General features: G+C 66.7%; 23 protein-coding genes. 12 read left to right on the forward strand and 11 right to left on the reverse strand.

All coding sequences use genetic code 11. The annotated features are described in order from the left end of the window. Positions 1 to 28: 28 nt before the first annotated feature. Entirely contained in the window at positions 29 to 931 is a 903-nt protein-coding gene (locus MTR65_RS06460; protein ID WP_243798318.1) for a TonB family protein, read from the forward strand. Here MTR65_RS06460 and MTR65_RS06465 read toward each other — a convergent pair. From MTR65_RS06465 to sciP, 5 genes are all read right to left on the reverse strand, one after another. Continuing rightward, on the reverse strand, positions 928 to 1,497 hold the full coding sequence (locus MTR65_RS06465; RefSeq protein ID WP_243798321.1) for a GNAT family N-acetyltransferase: 570 nt from the start codon (positions 1,495 to 1,497) through the stop codon (positions 928 to 930). The genes MTR65_RS06460 and MTR65_RS06465 overlap by 4 nt on opposite strands. Beyond that, entirely contained in the window at positions 1,494 to 2,726 is a 1,233-nt protein-coding gene (locus MTR65_RS06470; RefSeq protein WP_243798458.1) for a DUF445 domain-containing protein, read from the reverse strand. Before MTR65_RS06470 ends, MTR65_RS06465 begins: the two co-directional genes overlap by 4 nt. Before the next feature lie 83 nt (positions 2,727 to 2,809). Continuing rightward, positions 2,810 to 6,250, reverse strand: a complete 3,441-nt coding sequence (locus tag MTR65_RS06475; RefSeq protein WP_243798323.1) for an efflux RND transporter permease subunit — start codon at positions 6,248 to 6,250, stop codon at positions 2,810 to 2,812. 20 nt (positions 6,251 to 6,270) lie between these two features. Continuing rightward, positions 6,271 to 7,500: an efflux RND transporter periplasmic adaptor subunit gene (locus tag MTR65_RS06480; protein ID WP_268739281.1), complete on the reverse strand. Its 1,230-nt coding sequence runs from the start codon at positions 7,498 to 7,500 to the stop codon at positions 6,271 to 6,273. Between the two features lie 291 nt (positions 7,501 to 7,791). Next, positions 7,792 to 8,091: a CtrA inhibitor SciP gene (gene sciP, locus MTR65_RS06485; protein WP_039390007.1), complete on the reverse strand. Its 300-nt coding sequence runs from the start codon at positions 8,089 to 8,091 to the stop codon at positions 7,792 to 7,794. A 411-nt stretch (positions 8,092 to 8,502) separates the two neighbouring features. On the opposite strand from sciP, the gene mnmA reads away from it, so the two are divergent. After that, complete coding sequence (gene mnmA, locus MTR65_RS06490) at positions 8,503 to 9,666, forward strand: tRNA 2-thiouridine(34) synthase MnmA (protein WP_243798328.1); 1,164 nt, start codon at positions 8,503 to 8,505, stop codon at positions 9,664 to 9,666. 13 nt (positions 9,667 to 9,679) lie between these two features. Here mnmA and MTR65_RS06495 read toward each other — a convergent pair whose 3' ends face one another. Continuing rightward, a complete protein-coding gene (locus MTR65_RS06495) occupies positions 9,680 to 10,159 on the reverse strand; it encodes a hypothetical protein (protein ID WP_243798330.1) in 480 nt (159 codons plus the stop codon). A 32-nt stretch (positions 10,160 to 10,191) separates the two neighbouring features. Here MTR65_RS06495 and MTR65_RS06500 point away from each other — a divergent pair, with 32 nt between their 5' ends. Further along, positions 10,192 to 11,337, forward strand: coding sequence for a serine hydrolase domain-containing protein (locus MTR65_RS06500; protein ID WP_243798333.1), 1,146 nt, complete (start codon positions 10,192 to 10,194; stop codon positions 11,335 to 11,337). Positions 11,338 to 11,510: 173 nt separating this feature from the next. Here the strand turns inward: MTR65_RS06500 and MTR65_RS06505 are convergent, their stop codons facing one another. After that, the gene (locus tag MTR65_RS06505; RefSeq protein WP_243798336.1) at positions 11,511 to 12,470 is read right to left on the reverse strand and encodes a cation diffusion facilitator family transporter; all 960 of its coding nucleotides are present in this window, start codon (positions 12,468 to 12,470) and stop codon (positions 11,511 to 11,513) included. 28 nt (positions 12,471 to 12,498) lie between these two features. After that, positions 12,499 to 13,110, reverse strand: a complete 612-nt coding sequence (gene pdxH, locus MTR65_RS06510; protein ID WP_243798339.1) for a pyridoxamine 5'-phosphate oxidase — start codon at positions 13,108 to 13,110, stop codon at positions 12,499 to 12,501. A gap of 235 nt (positions 13,111 to 13,345) precedes the next feature. Between pdxH and MTR65_RS06515 the strand changes: the two genes are divergently transcribed. Continuing rightward, complete coding sequence (locus tag MTR65_RS06515; RefSeq protein ID WP_039389998.1) at positions 13,346 to 14,314, forward strand: DnaJ C-terminal domain-containing protein; 969 nt, start codon at positions 13,346 to 13,348, stop codon at positions 14,312 to 14,314. 211 nt (positions 14,315 to 14,525) lie between these two features. Next, a complete protein-coding gene (locus MTR65_RS06520) occupies positions 14,526 to 15,230 on the forward strand; it encodes a DUF1013 domain-containing protein (protein WP_039389995.1) in 705 nt (234 codons plus the stop codon). 211 nt (positions 15,231 to 15,441) lie between these two features. Here MTR65_RS06520 and MTR65_RS06525 read toward each other — a convergent pair whose 3' ends face one another. Continuing rightward, positions 15,442 to 15,849 carry a bactofilin family protein gene (locus MTR65_RS06525; RefSeq protein ID WP_243798460.1) on the reverse strand — a complete coding sequence of 136 codons (408 nt, stop codon included), beginning with the start codon at positions 15,847 to 15,849 and terminating at the stop codon, positions 15,442 to 15,444. Between the two features lie 10 nt (positions 15,850 to 15,859). After that, entirely contained in the window at positions 15,860 to 16,933 is a 1,074-nt protein-coding gene (locus tag MTR65_RS06530) for a peptidoglycan DD-metalloendopeptidase family protein (protein ID WP_243798341.1), read from the reverse strand. 383 nt (positions 16,934 to 17,316) lie between these two features. Between MTR65_RS06530 and MTR65_RS06535 the strand changes: the two genes are divergently transcribed. The 6 genes from MTR65_RS06535 (at position 17,317) to MTR65_RS06560 (ending at position 23,578) form a co-directional block, all read left to right on the forward strand. Beyond that, positions 17,317 to 18,606, forward strand: coding sequence for a glutamate-5-semialdehyde dehydrogenase (locus MTR65_RS06535; RefSeq protein ID WP_243798344.1), 1,290 nt, complete (start codon positions 17,317 to 17,319; stop codon positions 18,604 to 18,606). Positions 18,607 to 18,939: 333 nt separating this feature from the next. Continuing rightward, positions 18,940 to 19,986 (forward strand): aldo/keto reductase, encoded by a 1,047-nt coding sequence (locus MTR65_RS06540; RefSeq protein ID WP_243798346.1) that lies wholly within the window; start codon positions 18,940 to 18,942, stop codon positions 19,984 to 19,986. A gap of 13 nt (positions 19,987 to 19,999) precedes the next feature. Then, a complete protein-coding gene (locus MTR65_RS06545) occupies positions 20,000 to 20,668 on the forward strand; it encodes a nicotinate-nucleotide adenylyltransferase (protein WP_243798349.1) in 669 nt (222 codons plus the stop codon). Between the two features lie 133 nt (positions 20,669 to 20,801). Further along, complete coding sequence (gene rsfS, locus MTR65_RS06550) at positions 20,802 to 21,200, forward strand: ribosome silencing factor (protein ID WP_199904354.1); 399 nt, start codon at positions 20,802 to 20,804, stop codon at positions 21,198 to 21,200. Positions 21,201 to 21,412: 212 nt separating this feature from the next. Beyond that, on the forward strand, positions 21,413 to 21,838 hold the full coding sequence (locus MTR65_RS06555) for a 23S rRNA (pseudouridine(1915)-N(3))-methyltransferase RlmH (protein WP_243798351.1): 426 nt from the start codon (positions 21,413 to 21,415) through the stop codon (positions 21,836 to 21,838). A gap of 504 nt (positions 21,839 to 22,342) precedes the next feature. After that, the gene (locus MTR65_RS06560) at positions 22,343 to 23,578 is read left to right on the forward strand and encodes a murein hydrolase activator EnvC family protein (protein ID WP_243798353.1); all 1,236 of its coding nucleotides are present in this window, start codon (positions 22,343 to 22,345) and stop codon (positions 23,576 to 23,578) included. 12 nt (positions 23,579 to 23,590) lie between these two features. Here MTR65_RS06560 and MTR65_RS06565 read toward each other — a convergent pair whose 3' ends face one another. Next, positions 23,591 to 23,773, reverse strand: coding sequence for a hypothetical protein (locus MTR65_RS06565; protein WP_039389976.1), 183 nt, complete (start codon positions 23,771 to 23,773; stop codon positions 23,591 to 23,593). Positions 23,774 to 24,020: 247 nt separating this feature from the next. On the opposite strand from MTR65_RS06565, the gene MTR65_RS06570 reads away from it, so the two are divergent. Continuing rightward, positions 24,021 to 25,442 carry a S41 family peptidase gene (locus tag MTR65_RS06570; protein WP_243798355.1) on the forward strand — a complete coding sequence of 474 codons (1,422 nt, stop codon included), beginning with the start codon at positions 24,021 to 24,023 and terminating at the stop codon, positions 25,440 to 25,442. Positions 25,443 to 25,454 lie beyond the last annotated feature (12 nt).

Consider the following 25,454-nt stretch of genomic DNA (forward strand, 5'->3'; position numbering starts at 1 on the left):
CTTGGTCAACTGGATGGGGGATATCGAAATGCGCAGGACGGGTTGGGCCATTGCGACGGTATGTGGGCTGCTGACGGCGCCGGACGCACAGGCCAAGCCGGACACCTTCGTACTGGAAGCCTCCTCGCCCTGGAACGTGGACTGGGCCGACAACGCCTGCCTCCTGCAGCGCATGTACGGCGAGGGCGAGGAGGGCGTCCTCCTGCGCTTCATGAACTTCACGCCGGACTACACCTACCAGATCCAGCTCACCGGAGGCCCGGCCAAGCTCAACCTGCCCCACCGGGACATCGACGTCGCCTTTGCACCCTTCCCCTCCTACGAAGCCGATGCGATCGCAGCGAAAGTCGATGACACTTACGACTCCCTGCTCTTCACCACCGAGATCGCCATCGATCACGATGAACTCGATCGCATGGACGCCGATCAGCGTGCCTCGGCCCTCGCCAAAGGCGAGGAGCCCAATCCGCATTTCGTGCGTCCCGTTGCCGGCGAAGTCGATCATTTCGATGTCGACCTCGGCCCCCGCACGCTCAGATTCAATACCGGCGCTCTCGAGAAGCCTCTGGCCGCCTTGCGCACCTGCACTCGGGATCTCTTGCGCCAATGGGGCGTCGATCCCGATGTCCAAGATCAGGTTGCCTACGAAGCTCGCCCGGCCGGAGATGGCGAACTGCGCCGACAGATGGGTCTGAAATTTCCAAGGAATCTCATCCGCAAGGGCGCACAAGCCCGCGTCAACGTCGTCGTCACGGTCGATCCGCAAGGGAAGATGCAGGGATGCCGCGTGCCCCTGTCCCAGAACGACCCAAGGTTCGACGAACTGGTATGCGAACGGATGACGAATCTCACGTTCGAGCCCGCGCGGCTTGCCGATGATACCCCGGTGACGAGCTACTGGGCTGTTACGGCCACCTTCATACTAAATTAGGTCAGGTCTGAAGGCAGACGCTCGTAAAGGTTGAGCGCGACCGGGTCCTCGGCATCGGGCTCCTTGCGGTCGTAGGCGACGAAGCCCAGCGCCGTAGCAAGACGCTCGGACGCAAGGTTGCCCTCCTCGATCATGCAGACCATGCGGCGCGGGCCGTGGCGTTCCTCGAACCAGTCGAGGCTCGCCTCCATGACCTCGCGGGCGACGCCCTGGCTCCACCAGTCGCGCGCCACGATCCAGCCCGCCTCGGTGACCTCGTCGAAGCCCTTGCCGAAGCCCCGGTTCGAGTGAAACAGGCCGCAGCTCGCGATCATCGCCTCCGATCCATGCGGGCGCACCGCGAAGAGCCCATAGCCGTGCTGGAGCCAGCTTTCGGCATGGCGGATCAGACGCTCCATGTGCTTTTCCGGGTCGGGCGGTGTGGGCGCGAGGTAACGTGTCACCTCCGGATCGGCGAGAAGCGCCATGTGCGCGGCCAGATCCCCCACCCGCGGCTGCCACAGTTCAAAGCGCGCGGTGGTGAGCAGGGGCGCGGTCAGGCCCTCGGGCCAGGGCTCCTGGCTCACAGGAAACGCTCCACGGTATGGATGGCAAGGCCGAAGAGGCCCCCCACCAGCGTCCCGTTGATGCGGATGAACTGGAGGTCGCGGCCGACCGCCCCCTCGATCCGGGCCGACACCGTATGCGCGTCCCAGCGCTTCACTGTCTCGGAGACGAGCCGCACGATCTCGCTGCCATAACGCGCGCTCACGCCGACGAGCGTGCGGCGAGCAAAGCGGTTGACCATGACCTGCAGGCGCGCGTCACCGCCCAGCGCCGCGCCCAGCTGGCCAAGGCCCTGTCCCAGCGTCGCGCCGAGCGAGCCGGAGAGCGCCGCGTCAGGGTTGCGCATGGCTTCGAGCAGCGCGGTGCGGCCCCGCTCCCACATCGCCTCGATCCAGGCGCCCAGCGCCGGATTGGCCAGCAATTCGGCCTTGATGCGCGCCACCCGCGCCTGCATTTCAGGATCGCTGCGCAAGTCACGCACGAGGGCCGTCAGCGCCTCGTCGACCTTGCCGCGCAAGGGATGGTCGGGCTGCACGATGATCTCGGCCAGAAGACGGTAGGTCCCATCGAGGACCCCGTTGGCAAGGCGCTCGTCGAGGCCGGTCCAGCGCATGATCGTGTTGGCGCGCGCGTGGATCATCTCGCGGATCATCGGCTCGTTGGCCTCGATCACCTCTCCCACCTTGCGCAGCATCGCCTCGAGGACGGGCAGGTGGCGCTGGTCGGCAATCGCGTTCTCGAGCATCTGGGCCAGGAGCGGCGCGGCATCGATCCGCGCAAGCTGCGCCTTGAGACCGGTCTTGACCATGCCTCCCATCTGTTCGGGGTCGAGCGATTCCAGCACATCGGCAAGGAGATTGGCCGCGCCCGCCCGGATCCTCGGATTCTCGCCCCGCGTCGGATCGCCGAGGAAACCGCCGAGACTCGCGGCGAAATTGAAGCCCTGCAGGCGCCGGGCGACAACCTGCGGGGTCAGGAAATTCTCGCGCAGGAAGCGCGCCATGGAATCGGCGATGCGGTCCTTGTTCTCCGGGATGATCGCCGTGTGCGGGATCGGCAGGCCCAGCGGCCTGCGAAAGAGCGCGGTGACCGCGAACCAGTCAGCCAGCCCGCCCACCATCGCCGCCTCGGTAAAGGCAATGGCGTAGCCCAGCGGCGTGTCCCAAGCGGGAAAGAGCCCGTGCAGGCGGTGAAGCACCAGGAACAGCGCGGCCATGGTCAGGAGGAGACCGGTCGCGAAGAGGCGCATGCGGCGCGCCCTGTCGGCCTTGCCGTTACCCTCGCCGACCTCCTTGAATGTACTGTCCTGCGCCAAGACTACGCGCCTTTCCCTTATTCGGCGGGAAGCGCGGAGCCCCCTTGCGAACGGGCGTGCGCCTCCTCGGCATGGTGCGGCTCGAACGTCAGCAGCGTCGTGCGCAGCTTGGGTCCGATCCGCTTCTCGAAACCATCGGCAAGGCTAAAGGCTGCGGGGACAATTACCAGAGTGAGCAAGGTGGAGAGGAGGAGCCCGCCGATCACCACGAGGCCCATCGGCGCGCGGAAGGCCCCATCGCCTGAGATCGAGAGCGCGGTTGGCACCATGCCGGCCGTCATCGCCACGGTGGTCATCACGATCGGCTGCGCGCGCTTGTGCCCGGCATCGATGATCGCGGTCACCTTCTCCACGCCGCGGTGCATTTCCTCGATCGCGAAATCGATGAGGAGGATCGAGTTCTTGGCAACGATGCCCAGCAGCATGAGAATGCCGATGAAGACCGGCATCGAAATCGGCTCGCCCCGGATTGCGATGGCCAGCAGGCCGCCGAGCGGCGCCAGCAGCAGCGAGGCCATGTTCACCAGCGGCGAGACGAAGCGCTTGTAGAGCAGCACCAGCACCGCGAAGACGAGGAAGATGCCGCTGATCACCGCGATGATGAAGTTGGTGATCATCTCGGCCTGCCACTGGTCCTCGCCCACCGGCGCGTTGGAGACACCCATCGGCAGGTTCTGCATGATCGGCAGCTTCTGGATCGCCTCCATCACCGTGCCCTTGATCTGCCCGGGCCCAAGGTCGGCCCCGACAAAGACGCGGCGCGCCTGGTTGTAGCGGGCGATCTCGGTAGGACCGGCACCAAAGCGGATTTCGGCCACGCGCTTCAAGGGAACACTGCCCCCCGCACTCGTCGTCACCGGCAGGTTCTCGATGGTCGAGAAGTCGCGGCGCGAATCCCGGTCGAGCACCACGCGGATCGGCACCTGGCGGTCCGAGAGCGAGAACTTGGCCGCGTTCTGGTCGATCTCGCCCAGGGTCGCGATACGGATCGTCTGGCTGAGCGCGGTCGTGGTCACGCCAAGCTGGGCGGCGAGGTCAAGCCGGGGCACGATGATAAGTTCAGGGCGCTGGAGGTCGGCCGCGATACGCGGCGCAACCACGCCCGGGATCTCGCGCATCTGGTCGACCAGGATCTGCGCGGTCTCGTTGAGCTGGTCGGAATCGCTGCCCGAAAGCATGACCGAGATATCGCGGCCCGACCCGAAGCCACCCGACTGGGTGGCAAAGCTCACGCGCGCATCGGGAATGCGCTGCAGTTCGGGCGCCAGGCGGCGTTCGAACTCGATGCTGGTCGCATCGCGCTTATCGGCAGGCTTGAGCGTGATGTAGAGCGTCGCCTCACCCTCGCGCGAGGCAGCCATGACCAGCTCCACCTCGGACTGCGCCTCGATGATGTGGGTCACCTCGTCGGCCACGGCTTCGGTCTGCTCGAGCGTGGTGCCGGGCACCATCTCGATGTTGACCCGGCTCGTGTCGGAGTTGTTGGCGGGCATGAACTCCTGCGGCAGGCCCAGCAGCAACGCGAAGGTCACCACCAGCGCGTAGACACCGGCGAGGAAGGCGTAGAAGCGGTGATCGCGCGTGCGCGCGGCCACGCGGTCGTGCCAGTAGCGGTACCATTGGCCAAAGGTGCCCATGAGCCCCCAGACCAGTCGGAACACCTTGCCCAGCCCGAAGATCACGAGCGGCACCGCCAGCGGAGCAATCAGCGAAGGCAGGACGACCTGCGCGCTGTTGCCAAGCCCCAGTGCGGCCACGCCTGCGGCGAGCGCCTGGAAGGCGACGACGGCCCCCGCAATGCCCGCAAGGAGCAGGACAAAGAGCAGCATCACGGCCGGGAGCGCATACCAGCGGCCATGATCCGGGCGCACCAGCGCGGCCTTGCGGCGCAGCGCCTCACGGCTATCGAGCGTCCAGGCGAGGATCTTCACGTACAAGTCCATGATCCGCCCGCCGCCATGTTCGGCATGGCCATGTGACTTCAGGAAATAGGCCGCGACCATCGGCGTGATCATGCGCGCGACCGCAAGGCTGATCAGCACGGCCACGACGATGGTGAGGCCAAAGGCCTTGAAGAACTGCCCCGAAATACCCGGCATCATGCCGACGGGGAAGAACACCGCCACGATCGAGAAGGTGGTGGCGACAACCGCAAGGCCGATCTCGTCAGCCGCGTCGATCGAGGCCTGGTAGGCGCTCTTGCCCATGCGCATGTGGCGCACGATGTTCTCGATCTCGACGATGGCGTCATCGACAAGGACACCGGCCACCAGACTCAGCGCGAGCAGCGAGAGGAAGTTGAGCGTGAAGCCCATCAGATCCATGAACCAGAAGGTCGGGATTGCGGAAAGCGGGATGGCGATGGCCGCGATGAAGGTCGCGCGCCAGTCGCGCAGGAACAGGTAGACGATGACGATGGCCAGCACCGCGCCTTCGACCAGCATCTCCATCGAACTGGTGTACTGCTCGCGGGTGTAGTCCACCTGCGAGAACAGGCGGGTGAAGTGGACCGAGGGATTGGCCTTGCGGATCGCGTCGAGCTTTTCCATCGCGCCGTCGTAGACCGCGACGTCGGAGGCACCGATGGCGCGGTCGAAGCTGAAGGTGACGACCTCGCGCCCGCGCAGCTTGGCCATGCGGTAGCGCTCGGAATAGCCGTCGTAGACCTTGGCAACGTCCGACAGCTTGACCTGACGGCCATTGCCCAGATTGATCCGCGTCTGCGAAAGGTCATAGGCGCTGTCGGCATTGCCCAGCACGCGCACCGACTGGCGCGACCCGGCAATTTCCGCCTCGCCGCCCGCCGCATCGGTGTTTACCTGGCGCAGCACCGTGTTGATGTCGCGCGCGGTCACGCCAAAGGCGATCATCTTGTCGGGATCGACCACGACGCGGATCTCGCGGTCCACGCCGCCGTTGCGGCTGACCGATGCAAGCCCCTGTACTGAAAGCAGATTCTTGGAAACGGTGTCGTCGATGAACCAGCTCAGCTGTTCGATGGTCATGTCATCGGCGCTGACCGCGAAGACCGCAAGGGTCCCCCCACCGCCTGCCTCGACCTTGGATATCTGCGGCTCCAGGATGCCGTCGGGCAGGTCGCCGCGCACCTGGTCGACCGCGTTCTTCACCTGGTTGGTCGCAACGTCTGCATCGGTGCCGATGGCAAAGCGCACGAAGGTGACCGAGCTGCCTTCCGAGGCGTTGGATTCAATCTCCTCGACCCCGCTGATCGAGCGCGCGGCGCCCTCGACAATCTGGGTGATCTGGGTCTCGATCTCGGTCGGGGCGGCACCGGGCTGGCTGATGCGCACGACCACGCCCGGGAAATCCACGTCGGGCATGTTGTTGACGTTCATGCGCCCGAACGAGACCATCCCCGCGATCATCAGACCGATGAAGAAGACGATCGGAATGATCGGGTTGCGGATCGACCAGGCCGAGATGTTGCGAAAGTTCATGTCTGTCCCTGCCCGACGCGTCAGTCCGCGGCCTTGGCCATGCGCGGCTCGACGGTGTCCTCGGGATTGAGGAAGCCACCGGCGCGCAGGACAACCGTCTCGGTGCCGGCAAGGCCCTTGGAGATGACGATGCCATCGGCGGTAACGAGCCCGGTTTCGACCCCGCGCCGCGCCACCTTGTTGTCCTTGCCCACGACGTAGACGAAGCTGCCCTCGGCATCGCTCTGGATCGCTGACTCGGGAAGCATCGGCGCGACCACCGTGCCGCTGGTCAGCGTGGCGCTGGCAAAGCCGCCCGGACGCAGCGCGCGGTCATAGGCAAGTGCGATGCGCGCGGTGCCCTGGCGCGACGTGGGATCGATCACCGGCGAGACCTGCCAGACCTGCCCGGTGAAGGAGCGCTCCGAACCGACCGGGGTCACCTCGGCCTGCGCGCCGACGCGCACGCGCGCCAGGTCGTCCTCACTGAGATTGGCGAGCAGTTCCATCTCACCGCCCTTGGCAAGGCGGAACAGCACGCTCGAGCCGCCGCCCACGACCTGCCCCGGCTCGACATTGCGTTCAAGCACGAGCCCGGCGGCGGGCGCGACGATGTTGAGGCGCGCGGCCTGGGCCTGAAGCTGGCGCAGCGAGGCACGGGCCAGTTCGACCTGGGCCAGCGCGGCATCGCGCGTGGCGGTGAGGCGATCGACGTCGGCCTTGGAGATGAACCCGCGATCGACCAGCTGGAGCGCGCGGTCGAGGTTCGACTGGGCGAGGCGCGCGTCGGCCTGGGCGGCCTTGATCTGCGCGGCCTGGCTGGCCTGCTGCTGGACCTGCACCGAACTGTCGACAACGGCGAGCACCTGGCCTGATTTCACCCAATCCCCCGGTTCAACGAGAACGCGGCGGACCTCGCCGCCCTCACCCACCGAGCCGATCGGCATGGCGCGGCGCGCGGCGAGCGATCCGGTGGCGGTGATTGTGCCCACGACGGTCGAGCGACCCGGCTTGACGACGGTCACGACCGGCACCTGCGCCGACTCAACCGAGGCGGTTTCCGCGCCGCTGTGGAGGTAGAACCAGATTCCCACGATGAGCACGAAGGCCCCGGCAACGCCAAGCCAGATCAGGCGCGTGGAGCCTTTGTCCGGCCCTTGCGCCTGCGCCTCATGTGCCTCGAAAGCCCCGTCCGCGCCCGTCTGTGCGCCGAGGTCCTCCTTGCTCACGACTTCGGCGCGATCCTTGTCCAACTTGCTCGTGTAATTCATTCCGTCACCGCACTGGCCGCATCGTCCCGGCACCCTCACAGGTCCCCCAGTTTCCCGTGCAAGGTCACGCATCGCCCCGCACGGCCCGGATCATGGCCGTTAATCCCTGATCCTGACGTATACGTGCGCGCTCTAAAGGTGGCAACGCGGTCTCGCTCCAGATACGCCCCGGATCGACCAACGACTTCTCGCCTCGTTCAACGGCATGGAACCAACAGACATAGAAAAACGGCGACAAACCCGGAAGGTTCGTCGCCGTTTGTCGGTCCCGCGGAACTGATCGGGGGGTGATCAGTACTTTTGCTGGCGCTCGTAGAGATCGCGGTAGTGCTGGATGCGCGTGACGCGCAGTCCCTGCATTCCCGAACGATCCACGGCACGCTGCCAGGAGGCGAATTCCTCGAGCGTCAGCTGGTAACGTTCACACACTTCGTCGATGGTCAGCAGACCGCCATTGACGGCAGCCACGACCTCGGCCTTGCGGCGCACGACCCAGCGCGTGGTATTGGCGGGGGGAAGCGACTCCAGAGTGAGCGGTTCACCCAGCGGCCCGATTACCTGCGCGGGTCTGATTTTCTGGTTTTCGATCATCTTAGCCCTCGCCCACCGGTTTTGCTGGAGCCGGTGGTGAGCCTCTCTTTGTCCATTCGGACTTGCCATTGCTTGAAGCAGTACGGTTAATGAGCATTAGGGACTCTTATTAAGGATTTTCCACGGGGCGTTCAGGGGCTTTCATCAAGCAGGAAAAGTTCGCGCTTTCATCCAGTTGCATCGTCAAACCTGCCTCCCACACCTCCGGCCCGATGCACATGGACCGTCGCGAGCCCTCCGGCGCTCGCAGCCTTCCCGGCAGGACCACACCAAACGACCCGGCTTATGGCGGCAGGATAGGGCTCACATGGTCAATGGAAGATTAATGACAGGCCCAGGGCGATCCCAATGGTCGCGCCTTCGCGCCGATCGGGTAGGAATTCGCGACGAGGCGCTGTATGAGCGCTCCCCATGTCCCCTGACGCAAACCTCTTCAACGGCCTCGATCCGGCCGACCTGTTCCAGTTGCCCGCGCCGCTCTCGGCGCGCCGCATCGTCGTCGCCATGTCGGGCGGTGTCGATTCCTCGGTCGTCGCCGCGCTGGCCGCGGCCACCGGTGCCGAGACCATCGGCATCACCCTGCAACTCTACGACTACGGCGCCGCTACGGGCCGCAAGGGCGCGTGCTGTGCAGGCGACGACATCCGTGACGCGCGCGCAGTCGCCGACCGCCTCGGCATCGCCCACTACGTCTTCGACCACGAGAGCGCGTTTCGCGAAGAGGTGGTCGACCGTTTCGCCGACGACTACCTCGCCGGACGCACCCCCATCCCCTGCATTCGCTGCAACATGGGGCCCAAGTTCACCGACCTCCTGCAGATGGCGCGGGACCTGGGTGCCGATTGCCTCGCGACCGGCCACTACGTGCGCCGCGTGGAAGGCCCGGCGGGCTCGGAACTGCACCGCGCGGCCGACCCGGCGCGCGACCAGAGCTACTTTCTCTACGGCACGACCGAGGCCCAGCTCGACTTCCTGCGCTTTCCCCTCGGCGGCCTGCCCAAGACCGAAACGCGCCGCCTCGCCGAAGCGGCGGGCCTGCGCGTCGCGGACAAGCCCGACAGCCAGGACATCTGCTTCGTGCCCGACGGCGACTACGCCAAGATCGTGCGCTCGGTCCGTCCCGAGGGGGCCGCGCCCGGCGACATCGTCCATGTCGAGACCGGCGCAGTCCTCGGATCGCACCAGGGTGTGATCCACTACACCGTGGGCCAGCGCCGCGGGCTCGAGATCGGCGGCCAGCCCGAACCGCTCTACGTGGTGGGCATCGATGCGCCCTCACGCCGGGTCCTCGTCGGCCCGCGCCATCTGCTCGCGGTCGCCTCGGCCCGGATCATCGAGACCAACCGGATTGGCCCCCTCCCCGAGGGCACGCCGCTCACCGCCAAGGTCCGTTCGCTGGCCAAGCCCGTGCCCGTCACGCTTGAAGGTCCGCTGGGCGAGGGTGCAGAGACCACCTTGCGCTTCGCCAATCCCGAATACGGCGTCGCGCCGGGCCAGGCCGCGGTGATCTATGCGGGCGAACGCGTGGTCGGCGGGGGCTGGATCGAGGACACCACGCCCGCCACCCCGCTCTGAGCGAAGCGCCCGATCACCCGTCCCAAGGCTCGAGACGGCAACCATGGCGGCTGTCGTAGCGCGCACTCTGGTAGCCGAGCAGCGGTAGCCCGGCACTGACACTGCGCGTCTCGGCGTCCTCGCTCAGCCAGACGCGCCCCGCGATGCCGCCAAGCGGGGCCACCGCAAGGTCGGCCTCGCAGCTTTTGAGATCGCGCTGCGAGACATGGCGGCACACGCAGCCGAGCCGCGCGGCATAAGCGCCCCCGATGCGCGTCCGCTCGCGCAGGTCCGCCCACTGCCAGGCCAGGAGCCCTGCCCCCACCAGCAGCGCCAGGACCACCAGGTTGCGCAGCCAGCGCGAAGGCTGGCGCGCGGCATGGGGAGCGCGCGGGGCCCTGGCGGCAGGCTGGCCCCCCGACGCACGCCCGCGCTCAGGTCCACGCGATGCCTGTCGCTGCTGCCAGGCCTGCCGCAGCTTGTCCCCGGCTCCCGATTTGGGCGGTGTTGCCATTCCCGATCTTCTCGCACACTACACCGCGCGTCATGCCGGTGTATCCGATCCGCCTTATCCTCCCGCTGCTGGCCCTGCCAAGCCTGTGGGCCTGTGGAGAACCCGCGAGCGAGGGCCCGCCCCCGCCCAGCACCGAGGCCGAAGCGGCCATCGCCGATGACGGCGGGGCCCCCCACGCCGCACTCGGCCGCGCGATCGATGGCCTCTTCAACTCCGATGCGGTCGGCCCGACGCACGCGCTTGTCATCATGAAGCGCGGCGCGGTCATCGCCGAGCGCTATGGCCCCGGTATCTCCGACACGACGCGCCTGCCGGGCTGGAGCGCGGGCCAGTGCCTCACCAGCCTGATGATCGGCCAGCTGGTCAGCGACGGGCGCCTGCGCCTCAACGAGTCCGCGCCTGTCCCCGAATGGCGCCGGCCGGGCGATCCGCGCGGCGAAGTGACACTGCGCCAGCTTCTCCAGATGCGCTCGGGCCTGCGCTTTGCCAAAGGCCGGCCGGGGCGCGAAGGCGGCATCACGGAGCAGTCCGATGCGATGCGCCTCCTCTACCTCGACGGGCGCGACGACATGGCCGCCTACGCCGAGGCACAGCCACTGGAGTCGCCTGCAGGCCAGACTTTTGCGGATTCGGGCGCGAACGCGATCATCCTCGCCGATCTTGCCGCGCGGGTCCTTGCCCCGGACGGATCACCCGAAGCGCGCCGCGCCGCCGTCATGGGCTACCTGCAAAGCCGCGTCCTCACCCCCATCGGCATGGAATCGACCCAGGCCGGGTTTGACCGGGCGGGCACGCTGATCGGCTCGGGCATGATTCACGCCAACGCGCGCGACTGGGCCAAGCTCGCCGAGTTCCTGCGCCACCGTGGTTCGGTCGCTGGCGCCCAGATCCTGCCACGCCGCTGGATCTCGTTCATGCGCGAGCCGAGCCCGCGCAACGCAGCCTACGGCGCCGGGGTCTGGCTCAACACCGCGCCTCCCGGTGAAACCGCAAGGCTCTGGCCCGCCACCGCACCGGCCGATGTCTTCGCGTGCCTGGGCGAATACGGCCAGTACGTCGTGAGCTCGCCCGAACAGCTTCTGACCGTAGTGCGCCTGGGCCGCAGCGCGCCCAACCAGGAACGCGCCGTGCACGAGCGCATCGGGGCGCTTCTGGCGCTGTTTCCGGGCGGGAAGTAGAACGTCAAAGAATTAAGAATGAAGGCAATGATTCAAGGGGTTATTACCCCTTGTCCCCAAAACCGGCTACCTTACGTATCTCGGCCCAGATTGCGCGAGAATCGTGAGGTCGACGGTTCCGGGAGCCCGAGGGCAGTGGCCCTCGGATTCATCTTTTTCTATATCCGGTACGCCTAGAGCTTCACGTCCTGCTCCAACCCGACACGGATCGGCGGCAGTACGTCGCGGCCTGCCTCCCCCTTCTCGTCGACCAGACCATCGGGATCGGTGTGAATCAGGACCTCCACGCCCGGGAAGTCGGCCTCGAGGCGGTGCTCGATCCCGTCCATCACCCGGTGCGCCTCGCGCACGGTCATCTGCGGGTCGACCCAGATATGGAACTGCACGAAGTCCTTGTCGCCCGAGGTCCGGGTGCGCAGGTCATGGACCCCGCTGATGTCCGGAAACGTCGCCAGAAGCTGCAGGAAGCGCTCCTTTTTCTCCTCCGGCCACTCGTGGTCCATGAGCTGGTCGAGCACTTCGTCCGAAGCGCCCCAGGCCCCGTAGGCAAGCCAGGCCGCAATACCGAAGCCGAACAGCGCGTCCGCGCCCGCAATACCCACATAGGTGTCGAGGACCAGCGCCACGATCACCGCGAGGTTGAGGAACAGATCCGACTGGTAGTGCACGCTGTCGGTGGTGATCGCGAGGCTGCCGGTGCGGCGGATGACGTGGCGCTGCCAGGCCAGCAGCGCGAGCGTGACCGCGATTGCCGCAATCGAGACGCCGATGCCCTGCTCGGCTGCCTGGACCTCGTTGCCCACGAGCAGCCGTTCGACGGCGCGCGCGGCAATGCCCAGCGCCGAGATGACGATGAGCACGATCTGGAACAGCGCGGTGATCGCCTCGGCCTTGCCATGCCCGAAACGGTGCTTGTCATCGGCCGGCTGCGCCGCGATCCACACGCCCAGCAGCGTCGCCAGACTGGCGACGAGATCGAGCGTGGTGTCGGCAAGGCTGCCCAGCATCGCGGTCGAATCGGTGGTGATCGCCGCCCAGACCTTGAGCACGAGCAGAAACAGCGCCGCCGCGATACTGGCGAACGCCGCACTGCGGGTCAGCATTGCGCGGACCTGGCTGCGTCCATCGCTCATGAATCAATTCCCATCGAAACCAGAGACATCAGGGGTAGAGCAGCGTGCTCGACCAAGGGCCCTCGCCCACCCGCTCAAAGCGGCGGCGTTCGTGAAGACGATAAGGACGGTCCTGCCAGAACTCCATGGCGACCGGCACCACGCGGTAGCCGCCCCAGTGCGCGGGGCGTTCGACCTCGCCGCCCTCGAAGCGCGCGCGCACCTCTTCGTAGCGGGCGAGGAAGGTCTCGCGGCTGTCGAGCGGGGCGGACTGGTCGGAGGCCACCGCACCCAGCTGCGAATCGCGGTGGCGCGAGTGGAAGTACGCGTCGGCCTCCGCAGGCGTCACCGGGCTCAAGGCGCCTTCGATGCGGATCTGGCGGCGCAGGCTCTTCCAGTGGAACAGCAGCGCAACGTGCGGGTTCGCCGCGATCTCACCGCCCTTGCGGCTGTGGCCATTGGTGTAGAACACGAAACCGTCGGGGCCATGGCCCTTCAGAAGCACCATGCGCACCGAGGGTACGCCTTCCGGCGTTGCCGTTGCCAGGGCCATCGCGTTGGAATCGTTGGGCTCGGTCCCGCGCGCCTCGTCGTACCAGGCGCTGAACAGGGCAAAGGGATCGCCATCGGGGATGACTTCGCGGGTCTGTTCGGATTCCATCGTATCTCGTCCTGTTGCTGTGGCCATAGGCTCCACGTCGCCAGCAAGGTACCACCCGTACAGGGGAGCGACCTTGATCGGCGGCACGGGGCCGCTTTGCGCCGCCGAATAGCCCGCCCCGCCGCACCTGGGAAGGTCCGGAGCGGGTATTGCAGCCACAGCGAACGAAAAAGCACCTCCCGAGCAACGCGAAGAACTTGTCGGAACGCGCTCTACAACCTAGCTAAGTGGCATTATGGCAACAGATCCTTACACCACTCTCGGCATCGCACGTGGCGCTAGCGAGAAGGACATCAAGTCCGCGTACCGCAAGCTCGCCAAGGAGCTCCATCCCGATCGGAACAAGGACAATCCGAAGGCGGCCGAACGCTTCTCGGACGTGACCCGCGCCTACGACCTTCTCTCCGACAAGGAAAAGCGCGCCCAGTTCGACCGCGGCGAGATCGACGCGGAGGGAAACCCTACCATGCCCTTCGGGGCCGGTGGTTTCGGCGGTGGCGGCGGTCATCGTTCCGGCATGGGCGGCGGCGCGGGCGGTTTCGGTGGTTTCGGCGGAAACGACGGGATCGACCTTGAGGACCTGTTCGGCGGCATCTTCGGCGGCGGCGGCCAGCGCGGCGGCCCCGGAGGCATGGGTGGCGGCATGGGCGGTGGCTTTGGCGGCGGACGTTCGCGCTCGGCCCCGCGCGGCGCCAACGTCAACTACCGCCTCTCGGTCTCGCTGACCGATGCGGCCGAGCTCGCCAACCAGCGCATTACCCTGTCCGACGGCAAGACCATCGACCTCAAGCTGCCCAAGGGGGTCGAGGACGGCACCCAGATGCGCCTTTCGGGCAAGGGCGAACCGGGCCCGGGCGGTGCAGGCGATGCGATCATCACCATCTCCATCGCGCACCACCCCTATTTCGAGCGCGACGGCGACGACCTGCGCCTCGACCTGCCGATCACCCTCGACGAGGCGCTCAGCGGCGCGAAGGTGCGCGCACCCACGGCCTCGGGCGCGGTCATGCTGACGGTGCCGGCCGGGTCCAGTTCGGGCAAGACGCTGCGTCTCAAGGGCAAGGGCATGACCCGCAAGGACGGCACGCGCGGCGACGAGCTCATCCGTCTCGAAATCACCCTGCCCGAGGGCGACGAGGATCTCGCCAAGCGGCTTGAAGGCTGGAAGGATGCCCGCAACGTGCGCGAACGCATGGGCGGCTGAATGGGCGGCGGGTGATCCCCGGCTCGTCTTCGTGTCCGTCTCCCACACGAGGGAGATGGGCTCAGCACGCTCCGATCCGGACCCTCCGGCACCGATTTTCCGCGCAAATCGGGCGCTAGTCCTTGCCCAACGCGCAAAACTCACCTAAGTCGGGCCGGTACGGCCGCTCCGCGAAGGGGCGGCCCTTATTGTTTCCGCCGGAGATAGAGACATGAGCCAGCCCACTCCGCTGATGCCGCACGCGACCGCCTCGTGGCTGGTCGACAACACGGCGCTCTCGTTTGAACAGATCGCGGATTTCTGCGGTCTGCACATGCTTGAAGTCCAGGCCATGGCCGACGATCTGGCCTCGGCCAAGTACACCGGCCGCGACCCCGTGCGCGCGGGCGAGCTGACGATGGAAGAGATCGAGAAGGGTCAGGCGAATCCGGAATACCGTCTGCGCATGCACCGCGCACCGGTGACCGTCAGCCGCACCAAGGGCCCGCGCTATACGCCGGTGTCCAAGCGCCAGGACAAGCCCGACGGCATCGCCTGGATCCTGCGCAACCACCCCGAGGTCTCGGACGCGCAGGTCGGCAAGCTGATCGGCACGACCCGCAACACCATCGCGGCAATTCGTGACCGTTCGCACTGGAACATCGCCAACATCACGCCCAAGGACCCGGTCACGCTGGGCCTGTGCTCGCAGCGCGAGCTGGACGCGATGGTCTTCAAGGCCGCCAAGAAGGCCGGTATCGAGAACGAAGGCGCGACCGACGAACGCCTCGTCGATGACCGCCAGGCCCTCATCGAGGAGCTGCGCGCCGAACGTGACGCCGCCGCCAAGGCCGCTAACGAGGCCGCGCAGGAAGCCGAAGCCGCCGCCTGGCTCCAGGCCAAGCGCGCTGCCGAAGCCGAGGAACGCGGCGAATAAGCCCGTCCCCCGCACACATGCATACGAAAAAGGCCCGTACGAAAGTGCGGGCCTTTTTCGTTGGTAAGACAAGGAAAGAAGGGATTGATTCAAGGGGCCATCGCCCCTTGACCCCAAAATGGGCGACCTCGCACTTCTCAGCCAAGGCAGCGCGCGGGGCGTGAGCTAGACAGTTTTGGGAGCCCGAGGGCGATGGCCCTCGGAACTTACTTCACGCCGGAACGGCGTCCTTTACGTCATCCGCCACGACTCCGATCGCAGGCGGCATACCGCCACCGTTGGGGGACAGTCGTCCCTCGATGCGCGCGCCCTGTTCGACCGTGAGCGTGTCGTAAGCCACATCGCCCTCGATCTTGCCCGAGGCGAGAATGACGATCTCGCGCGCAGCGACAGTGCCGCGCACAGTGCCCGAAATGCGCACGCTGTCCGCCTTGATCGCGCCGGTGATCTCGCTCTCCACGCCCTGCACCAACGCAGCGCAGGTGATGTCGCCGGTCACCCGGCCATCGATGTGCAGATCGGCGCTCGCCTCGATGTCCCCGGTGATGAGCGTGTCGCTGCCGAGCACGGAAAAGGTCGCAGAGCCGCTCGAACGCGAAGTGGCAACGGGCTTGGGCATGGGATCGGCCTTACTGCTTTTGAACATGGGCGGAGGCCTCGAGGAAGGGACGTGGATTGACCGGCTTGCCGTGGAGGCGCACTTCGAAGTGGAGGTGCGAGCCGGTGGAACGGCCGGTGCTGCCCATCAGGGCGATGGTCGAGCCGGCTTCCACCTTGTCGCCCACCTTGGACTTGAAACGCGAAAGGTGCGCATAGCGGGTCATCAGGCCATTGCCGTGACGCACCTCGATGCAGTTGCCATAGCCGTGGCGGCGCCCGACGAAGGTCACCTTGCCCTTGGCTGCCGCGTAGATCGGCGAGCCCATCGGCCCGGGAAAGTCGAGCCCGGCGTGGAAAGCCGCGCCGCCCGTGAACGGGTCCGAGCGGTAGCCGTAGCTCGACGAGACATAGGCGACCGATGCCGGCTTGACCTGCGGGATCGAGGCAAGGCCATTTTCCAGCGCATCCATCCGCGCGAGGCTGACACCCAGGCGCTGGAAGCGCGGATCGACCGAACCATCCGCGCGGGTCGCGAGCTTCATCAGCGGACCACCACGGGCCGAGGCGCGGCTTGCCGGGGCATTGGCCACCATGGTCTTGGGATTGAGACCCAGCTTGCGGATCGCCGCGCTCGCGCTTTCGGCGCGGCGGTCGGCGTAGCGGGTAAGATTCTCGACAAAGGCGATCTGGCGCGCTTCGAGTCGGGCCAGTTCGCTCGCCTCGGGAACGGCCGCGCTGACCTTCTCGATCGTGCGCTTGGCTTCCGCGTCGCTGTTGGAGACGGTTTCACCGGCCTTCGTGTCGCGCGGGAGGTCACCGATGTGGGCCTCGACCATCTGTTCGATGAACTTCTGGCGGCGGGCGAGATCGGATGCGACCTCGTCGATGCCATCGCGGTAGTTCTCGACGCGGTCCTCGGCGCGGGCGACCCGGGCCTCGCGGCTGAGCAGTTCGGCCTCTTGCGACGACGCGCTCATGCGCTCGATCGCGACGGCCCCCATCGACCCGAGCCAGACGGTGGCAAGCGCACCAGCGGCGCCCGCGGCAACCATCTGGGTCCGCGACGAAATCCGGATGAAATGGACATGCCCCTGAGAACGCATGATAAATTCGCGATCCGGGAAGCCTGCCCGCAGGCGCGACCATAGCGCCCTGACAGATGTAAGCTTCAAAACGACCCCACGCTGTGGCTTATTACCAGTCCCCGGCAGACCGGCTAGCAGGGGAGGGTTAACAAGGCGAATCGAGCCGCCCCGCACCATGCGCATTTCAGGGTGAACCGTTCATCGAAAGCGATGAACCGAGGGAACCATTTGCGCCCCCAGTCCTTGTTTGAGTAATGCGCTCAAGATTGCACGTTCATGAATGTACACTTCGTACAAACCCTAGGTGAACGCAGAAAAACCGGCGTAGGTGGGCCAGTCGAGCCCCCTGCTTGCCGGGCGCGACCGTGACACACTGCAATACAGATGGTAGGCCGCACCCTATGACAGTTGAAACTCTTTCCGCCGACAGCAACGCTGTCGAAACCCCCGAAGCCCTCGTCGCCCGCATTGCCGCCGACGGCCGCGCCGCCCAGCGCGTGCTCGCCCGCATGAGCGATGCGCAGAAGGCCGAGGCCCTGCGCGCCGCCGCCAAGGCGCTGCGCGCGGATGAAGCCGCAATTCTCGAAGCCAACGCCAAGGACATCGCCGCAGGCGAAGAAAAGGGCCTCTCGGGCGCCATGCTCGACCGCCTGCGCCTCGACGCCGAGCGTCTGGCCGGCATCGCCGATGCGGTCGACCAGGTCGCCTCGCTGCCCGATCCGGTTGGCTCGGTCATCGAGGAAACGAGCCGCCCGAATGGCCTCAAGATGAGCCGCGTGCGCATCCCCATCGGCCTCATCGGCATCATTTACGAGAGCCGCCCGAACGTGACCGCAGACGCGGCCGCGCTGTGCCTGCGCTCGGGCAATGCCGCGCTACTGCGCGGCGGCAGCGAGGCGGTGCATTCCAACCACGCGATCCGCGCTGCCTTTGCCAAAGGCCTGGAGGAAGCGGGTATTCCCGCCGCCGCGATCCAGCTCGTGCCGACCCAGGACCGCGCGGTCGTGGGCGCTATGCTGACAGCGGCCGGGCTCATCGACATGATCGTCCCGCGCGGGGGCAAGAGTCTCGTCTCGCGTGTGCAGTCGGACGCCCGCGTGCCCGTGCTCGCGCACCTCGACGGGATCAACCACACCTACATCCACTCCGCCGCCGACCCCAAGGTCGCCAAGGAGGTGGCCGTCAACGCCAAGATGCGCCGTACGGGCATCTGCGGCGCGATGGAGACGCTGCTGCTCGACGCGCAGTTCCCCGGTTCGGCCGAGGTTGTCTCGGCGCTGATCGAGGCGGGCTGCGAACTGCGCGGCGATGCCCGCGCCCGCTCGCTCGACTCGCGCATTCTCTCGGCCGACGAGGCTGACTGGGATACCGAATACCTCGACGCCATCGCCTCGGTCGCGGTGGTGGACGGCCTCGACGCCGCGCTCGACCACATCGCCGCACACTCCTCGGGCCACACCGACGTCATCATCACCAAGGATGACGAAGCCGCCGAACGCTTCCTTGCCGAAGTCGACAGTGCGATCGTCATGGTCAACGCCTCGAGCCAGTTCGCCGACGGCGGCGAGTTTGGCCTTGGCGCCGAGATCGGCATCGCCACGGGCCGCCTTCACGCGCGCGGCCCGGTCGCCCTGGAAGGCCTCACCACCTACAAGTGGCAGGTGCGCGGAACCGGACAGGCGCGTCCCTGATCCGGGCGCCCCATGGCGCTGAAACGGACTGTACGAGCGGCCGCGAGCTTTGCAGCTTCGCGGCCGCTTTCCTATCTGAAGACCATGAGTTCAGCCGCAAGAGCCATGAAAGGCAGAAGAGGAAATGACCTTTTCAAGGGGTTATTACCCCTTGACCCCGGAATCGGCGACCTCACCTTTCTCGACTTTGGTGGCGTGCGTAAGGTGAGACAGACCGTTCGGGGAGCCCGAGGGCAATGGCCCTCGGATTCATCTTTCGGATTGCGCAAAGCCTCAACCCTATAGGTCCGAACCGCCCCCCCTTCTCAAACTGAGTTCAAGGAGCCCGCTCCCATGAAGTACAACCGCCTCGGCCGCACCGGCCTGCTCGTTTCGGAACTGTGCATGGGCACGATGACCTTCGGCGAGAGCGAGGGCATGTGGTCGGTCATGGGTGGGCTGCAGCAGGACGCGGTGAACGGCCTTGTGCGCCAGGCCCTCGATGCGGGCATCAACTTCATCGACACGGCCAACGTCTATTCCGAGGGGCGCTCCGAGGAAGTCACCGGCAAGGCGCTGAAGGATCTGGGCATTTCGCGCAGCGAGGTGGTCATCGCAACCAAGGCCCTGGGCCCCATGGGCGAAGGCGTCAACCAGCGCGGCGCCTCACGCTACCACCTCATGGACCAGATCGATGCGAGCCTGGCTCGCATGGGGCTCGACCATGTCGACCTCTACCAGATTCACGGGTGGGACCCGCTGACCCCGGTCGATGAGGCCCTGCGCGCGCTCGACGACATCGTGCGTTCGGGTCGGGCCCGCTACATCGGTGTGTCGAACTGGGCGGCCTGGCAGATCGCCAAGGCGCTGGGCATCTCCGAGCGCCTCAGCCTCCACCGCTTCGCCTCGCTCCAGGCCTATTACTCCATCGCCGGACGCGACCTCGAGCACGAGATCGCGCCGATGCTGGAGAGCGAAGGCTTGGGCCTGATGGTCTGGAGCCCGCTTGCCGGGGGCTTCCTCTCGGGTAAGTACACCCGTTCGGGCGAGGCCGAGAGCGGCCGGCGCACCAGCTTTGATTTCCCCCCCGTTGACAAGGAGCGTGCCTTCGACGTGATCGAGACGATGCAGGCGATGGCCGCCGACAAGGACTGCAGCGTGCCGCAGATCGCGCTCGCCTGGCTGCTCGCCAAGCCCGCCGTCACCAGCGTGATCGTGGGCGCCAAGCGGTCCGAGCAGCTTGCCGACAACCTGGGTGCAAGCGATCTCGAACTCACCGCCGACGAGATGGCAACGCTCGATTCAGCGATGCCGCGCAGCCCCATCTATCCGGGCTGGATGATCGAGCGTCAGGGCGGCTACCGCCAGGGCGCCAAGGCGGGCGAGGCACCCCGTTCGTGATTCGGATACGGCAATGACGAGACAAGGCCCCCTCACCGGCCTTCTGGGCGGCAGTTTCAATCCGGCGCACGGCGGACACCGGCGCATCAGCCTTTTTGCGCACGATGCCCTGGGCCTCGACGAGGTCTGGTGGCTGGTTTCGCCGGGCAATCCGCTCAAGCCTGCAAAGGGCATGGCGCCGCTCGCCGCGCGCTACGCCTCGGCCCGCGCGGAGAGCCGCCGAGCGCGGATTCGCCCGACCGCGATTGAGCGCGAACTGGGCACCCGTTTCACCGCCGACACGCTGCGCGCACTCGTGCGGCGCTACCCCAAGCGGCGCTTCGTCTGGCTCATGGGCGCCGACAACCTCGCGCAATTCCATAAGTGGAAAGACTGGCGCGGCATCGCGCGCACCATGCCGATTGCGGTTATCGCCCGTCCGGGGTATGATGGCCCTGCTTTCGCGAGCCCCGCGATGGCCTGGTTCAGGCGCTACCGGACGCCCGTTGCCAGTCTCAGACGTCCGGTGAGATGGAGCGCACCCGCGCTGGTGACATTGCGATTCGACCCCGATACGCGGTCGGCCACGGATATCCGCAAGGCCGATCCGGACTGGGCCCGGAAGTCCCTGAACGGCCAATCCGGCCACAGGCTTTCGCGCGATGCCGTCACGCACCGCCCCATTGGTGGAGATGCTGCGTGAGCAAGGCGCCCCGCCTTTCCCGCGTATCTTCCGGCCAAACCCGCAAAACCGATCGTGCTTCCAGTCTGGCCACCCTTTCGGGGTGTCTGCGCCGGTCCTGCATGGTCCCCTGAAAGGAGCAGTAAAACCCTAGATGCCACAGGCACATGTACAGCCGGTGCCGACCGGCGAAACGCCCCCGGCCGTGACGGACAACGACGATCCGCTTCTGGCCGTAGTCCTGCAGTCGCTCGACGACGATCAGGCGCAGGATCTTGTGACGATCGACCTTGAAGGCAAGTCGAGCATCGCCGACTTCATGGTCATCGCGTCTGGCCGTTCGACCCGCCAGGTCGCCGCCATGGCGCAGAAACTCGGCGAAAAACTGAAAGCAAACGGCTTCGGCAACCCCCGCATCGAAGGCCTTCCGGCCGCCGACTGGGTGCTGGTCGATGCCGGCGGCGTGATTGTCCACCTGTTCCGTCCCGAAGTGCGCACGTTCTACAATCTGGAGCGCATGTGGGGCTTTGACGGACCGTCCGGCGCGGCCTGAGGCCGCCCGCCCACGCCGAAGACGATCACCCGGCCCGCTGACAGGGCCGGACAACCGCGAAGGGATTGCCGCAGGGTGCGTGGACGCACGCCCGTGCGCCAACCTGCCCTTTACGCCTCCGGTGCCGCGCGCTTGCACGCCCACCGAGGGCACATCCTCCCCACACGGGGCAGGGCTGTTCACAGGCGCCTTGGCGCTCTAGAACCCGCGCCATGCTCCTTCACATCATCGCGCGCGGCAAGATCGCCCGGTCGCCCGAGGCCGAACTGCTCGAACGCTACGCCAAGCGCCTGACCTGGCCCTTCAAGCACACCGAACTGCCCGATGTTGGCGGCAAGATCCCTGCACCGGTGCAGACGCCCGTGCGCGAGGTCCTTCTTGATGAACGCGGCAAGGCGATGTCCTCCGAAGACTTCGCCGCCCTCCTTGGCCGCTGGCGCGACGACGGGGTGCGCGAATGCCGCTTCCTGATCGGTGCGGCCGATGGCCACGGCGACGAAGCCCGCGCCAAGGCTGACCACCTGCTGTGCTTTGGCAAGATGACCTGGCCGCACCTCATGGCCCGCGCGATGCTGGCCGAACAGCTCTTTCGCGCAACCGCGATCCTGTCCGGGCATCCCTATCACCGCTCAGGGTAGGGCAGGGATTTGATTCAAGGGGCCATCGCCCCTTGACCCCAGAATCGGCGAGCTCACCATTCTCAAACAACGTGGCGCGCGCAAGGTGAGGCCGACAGTTCGGGGAGCCCGAGGGCGATGGCCCTCGGATTCATCCTTCTGCCTGTCAGATTCCGTCCTGATATTTCAGGCCCCATAATCTCGTGACTCATCGCCCTTGGGGCTATTTGCCTTTCCGATTCCCGTGGCTCTTCGCCATCAGGAACATCGCCACGGGCATCAGGCAACCTGCCAGGAATCCGATCCCTGCACCCCACATGGACCCGCTGTTGCCCCCGAGAATCGCTCCGAGGATGGCGCCGGCCACGAACAGGACGGCGGGCATGAGGCACCCGATGGCAAACATGTCTGGTCTTCACTTCTATCCGCTTCTGCGCGCGCAGATAGGTATTTTCCTGAGAATGTCAGCCCTTGGGCCGCCTCTCCCCCTTCCGCCCTGCCCCGCTCTGGCCTAGGAAATCGGGAATGACCCGCACGCTGCGCCTGTTCCTGATCTCCGGCATCGCCGCCGCAGGCCTGCTCACTGGCCATGCGCTGTCGCAGACGGATCCCTTCTCCGACGCCGCGCCCAGGCTTGATGCCGCGAAGACCCGGGAGGAAATCCGTGCCGCCGAGCGCGAGGGCGCCGAAGTGCGCAAGCGCGCCGAAGCGCTGGAAAAGCGGGCCCGCGCTGCCTCCGAAGCGGTGGAGAAGACGGCCCGCGAGGCCGCAGCGCTCGCCGCGCGCATCCAGGAAAACGAGGCCGAGATCGCGGTGCAGGAAGGCAAGGTCGCGCTGGTGACCGCGCAGCGCCGGGAGTTGCGTGAGCGCCTCGCCACGCGGCAGGGCCCGCTTGCCCGGTTGACCGGCGCGCTCCAGCGCCTCTCGCGCCGCCCCACCCTGCTGGCGTTGCTGCGCCCGGGATCGGTGCGCGATGCGGTCTACATGCGCGCCCTGTTCGACACGATGCTGCCCGAAGTCGAGAAACGCACCGTGGCGCTGCGGCGCGAGATCGAGGAAGGCCGCAAGCTTGAACGGCAGGCCCAGGCCGCCGAAGCGAACTTGCGCAAGGCCCACAAGGACATGCTGGCCAAGCGCAAGGAACTGGCCGCGCTCGAAACCCGCCAGCGCCTTGCGAGCCATGAAGTCGGTGGCAACGCCGCGCGTGAAAGCCGACGCGCTCTCGCGCTTGCCGAACGCGCGAATGACCTCGGCGATCTGGTCGCGGCAATGGACTCGCGCGGACGGCTGCGCGATGAGCTGTCCGCCCTTCCCGGTCCGCTCATGCGCCCCGCCGATCCCAATGCGCCGCGCGTCATCGACGCCTCGCAGTTCGTACCGCCCCCCGAAGGCCTGTCGAGCTGGAGTCTGCCCGTCATGGGCCGCCTCGTCACCGGGTTCGGAGAAGATGCGCCGGGCGAAATTCGCGCGCGCGGCATCACGCTTGCGACACGGCCCAACGCGCAGATCGTGGCGCCCGCCGCTGGACGCGTCGCCTTTGCCGGGCCCTACCGGGGGCACGGGCGCATTGTCATCCTGGAGCACGACGGCGACTGGATTTCGCTGGTCACGGGCCTGGCCCGGCTCGATGTAGAGGTGGGTGAAACGCTCGTTGCAGGTGCGCCGATGGGCATTGCAGGACCGCGCGATCCTGAAGTCATGGTCGAACTGCGGCGCGGCGGGGAGCCGGTGAACCCGCTGCAATTCATCCGTGAACTCTGACGGCGGACTACCTCATCCCCCGGGCATCAGGCGGCAGATGCGCGAGTGTCCCTTCCACAGCTCGACCTCGTGCTCGAGCGAGGCGTTGCGGGTCTGCAGAAACGCATCCGAGACACTCACCGCCTTGAAGGCCTTGCGCCGCCCGGGGCCTCCGGCTGCGTCGGGAAAGACCATCGTGTATTTCTGAAGGGCCATTGTCCTCGTTCCCTGCCATCGGCCATGCGCAAGGATGTGTTCATCCTGTCCCTGCCATGAACGCCGGGTTGTCCCTCGTTCAATGCGAAGCGCGCAGCTTTGGTTCCCCGGCCCTGCCCCTCCAAATGCCTGCAAACGCGTTTATATGGGAGGGACGCGCAATTGCGTGAGAGGAGCGCCCCCGGTAGGGTGCATCCACAAACCGGCGGTGGCCACGGCCCCGCCACGAAGAAGAGGCAGACGCCCGATGAAGTTCGCACCCCTGATGCGCGCCACCCTGCTGGTTTCGGCCGTTGCCGCCGTGCCCGTCGCGACATCCGGCCTTGCCGCGCTCGACAGCCAGGTGAACCCCGAGTTCGACAAGCTGTTTCACATCTACGCACTGATCAAGGACAACTACGTCGACCAGGTCGATGACGACAAGCTGCTGAAGGGCGCGATCGACGGCATGTTGGCAAGCCTCGACCCGCATTCCAACTATCTTGACGGCCCCTCGCTGCAGCGCCTCGAGACGATGATCGACGGCAACTATTCCGGGCTCGGCCTCTCGGTCGTGGAAGAGGACGGCGCGGTCAAGATCATCTCGCCGTTCAAGGGCAGCCCGGCCGACAAGGCGGGCCTCAAGGCAGGCGACTACATCACCCACCTCGACGGCGTGCTCTATTACGAGCGCGACCTCGACGAAGCGGTCTCCAAGATGCGCGGTCCTGCGGGGAGCTCGATCACGCTCACGGTCTACCGCCCGGGCCGCGACGAGCCTTTCGACGTGACCGTGACACGCGGCGTGATCGAACTGGAGCCGGTGACCTGGGAGCTCAAGGAGAACGTGGGCTACATCTCGGTCAACGAGTTCTCGCGCGATGTCGGCAACGACGTCGCCAAGGGCATCGCCGATCTCAAGAAGCAGGCGGCGACCACCGGCACCGGGCCGCTGGTCGGCCTCGTACTGGATCTGCGTTCCAATCCGGGCGGATCGCTCGACGAGGCTATCGCGCTCTCCGACATCTTCCTCGAGAAGGGCGTGATCGTCTCGCAGCGCGGCCGCCGGGCGAGCGAGAACCAGTACTACCGCGCCGAATCGATGTTCAAGGGCGATGCCGTGAAGGGCCTGCCCATCGCGGTCCTCGTCGATGCGGGTTCGGCCTCGGCCTCTGAGATCGTCGCGGGCGCCCTCCAGGACCAGCACCGCGCGGTGGTCATGGGCGAGCGCACCTTCGGCAAGGGCTCGGTGCAGTCCTTCCTGCCGCTCGACCGCGAGAGCGCGATCAAGCTGACGACGGCGCGTTACTACACGCCCTCGGGCCACTCGGTGCAGGAAGGCGGGATCGAGCCGGACATCGAAGTGCCCCAGCTCTCTGACCCCGACGCGCGCCGCCGCGCCGAGCGCGCGGTGCGCGAGTCCGACCTTCGCGGCCACCTCATCAACGAGGCCGGGCTCGAGGACAAGGATCTGGAGAGCGACAAGACCACCGATCCGCGCTTCTCGGCGACGCCCGAGGAACTGGAGGAGCAGGGCATCGAGGACTTCCAGCTGCACTACGCAATCTCGACGCTCCAGCGCACCGCAGGCAAGCCCGCCGCGCTGGCCGCCGTCGCCGCCAAGCCGGTTCCGACCAAGACTCCCGAAGCTGCGGCCAAGCCCGCCGCCTCCAAGCCCAAGAAGAACTGAGACCTTCGCGCC

It is taken from the genome of Novosphingobium mangrovi (assembly GCF_022818885.1).
In the GTDB taxonomy this organism is placed as follows: Bacteria; Pseudomonadota; Alphaproteobacteria; order Sphingomonadales; family Sphingomonadaceae; genus Novosphingobium; species Novosphingobium mangrovi.

Bases quoted from the DNA above. Each gene is read 5' to 3' on its own strand.
- MTR65_RS06460 (WP_243798318.1), top strand. From the start codon at position 29: ATGCGCAGGACGGGTTGGGCCATTGCGACGGTATGTGGGCTGCTGACG.
- MTR65_RS06470 (WP_243798458.1), bottom strand. From the start codon at position 2,726: ATGCGCCTCTTCGCGACCGGTCTCCTCCTGACCATGGCCGCGCTGTTC.
- MTR65_RS06475 (WP_243798323.1), bottom strand. From the start codon at position 6,250: ATGAACTTTCGCAACATCTCGGCCTGGTCGATCCGCAACCCGATCATT.
- MTR65_RS06480 (WP_268739281.1), bottom strand. From the start codon at position 7,500: ATGAATTACACGAGCAAGTTGGACAAGGATCGCGCCGAAGTCGTGAGC.
- sciP (WP_039390007.1), bottom strand. From the start codon at position 8,091: ATGATCGAAAACCAGAAAATCAGACCCGCGCAGGTAATCGGGCCGCTG.
- mnmA (WP_243798328.1), top strand. From the start codon at position 8,503: ATGTCCCCTGACGCAAACCTCTTCAACGGCCTCGATCCGGCCGACCTG.
- MTR65_RS06495 (WP_243798330.1), bottom strand. From the start codon at position 10,159: ATGGCAACACCGCCCAAATCGGGAGCCGGGGACAAGCTGCGGCAGGCC.
- MTR65_RS06500 (WP_243798333.1), top strand. From the start codon at position 10,192: ATGCCGGTGTATCCGATCCGCCTTATCCTCCCGCTGCTGGCCCTGCCA.
- MTR65_RS06505 (WP_243798336.1), bottom strand. From the start codon at position 12,470: ATGAGCGATGGACGCAGCCAGGTCCGCGCAATGCTGACCCGCAGTGCG.
- pdxH (WP_243798339.1), bottom strand. From the start codon at position 13,110: ATGGAATCCGAACAGACCCGCGAAGTCATCCCCGATGGCGATCCCTTT.
- MTR65_RS06515 (WP_039389998.1), top strand. From the start codon at position 13,346: ATGGCAACAGATCCTTACACCACTCTCGGCATCGCACGTGGCGCTAGC.
- MTR65_RS06520 (WP_039389995.1), top strand. From the start codon at position 14,526: ATGAGCCAGCCCACTCCGCTGATGCCGCACGCGACCGCCTCGTGGCTG.
- MTR65_RS06525 (WP_243798460.1), bottom strand. From the start codon at position 15,849: ATGCCCAAGCCCGTTGCCACTTCGCGTTCGAGCGGCTCTGCGACCTTT.
- MTR65_RS06530 (WP_243798341.1), bottom strand. From the start codon at position 16,933: ATGCGTTCTCAGGGGCATGTCCATTTCATCCGGATTTCGTCGCGGACC.
- MTR65_RS06535 (WP_243798344.1), top strand. From the start codon at position 17,317: ATGACAGTTGAAACTCTTTCCGCCGACAGCAACGCTGTCGAAACCCCC.
- MTR65_RS06540 (WP_243798346.1), top strand. From the start codon at position 18,940: ATGAAGTACAACCGCCTCGGCCGCACCGGCCTGCTCGTTTCGGAACTG.
- MTR65_RS06545 (WP_243798349.1), top strand. From the start codon at position 20,000: ATGACGAGACAAGGCCCCCTCACCGGCCTTCTGGGCGGCAGTTTCAAT.
- rsfS (WP_199904354.1), top strand. From the start codon at position 20,802: ATGCCACAGGCACATGTACAGCCGGTGCCGACCGGCGAAACGCCCCCG.
- MTR65_RS06555 (WP_243798351.1), top strand. From the start codon at position 21,413: ATGCTCCTTCACATCATCGCGCGCGGCAAGATCGCCCGGTCGCCCGAG.
- MTR65_RS06560 (WP_243798353.1), top strand. From the start codon at position 22,343: ATGACCCGCACGCTGCGCCTGTTCCTGATCTCCGGCATCGCCGCCGCA.
- MTR65_RS06565 (WP_039389976.1), bottom strand. From the start codon at position 23,773: ATGGCCCTTCAGAAATACACGATGGTCTTTCCCGACGCAGCCGGAGGC.
- MTR65_RS06570 (WP_243798355.1), top strand. From the start codon at position 24,021: ATGAAGTTCGCACCCCTGATGCGCGCCACCCTGCTGGTTTCGGCCGTT.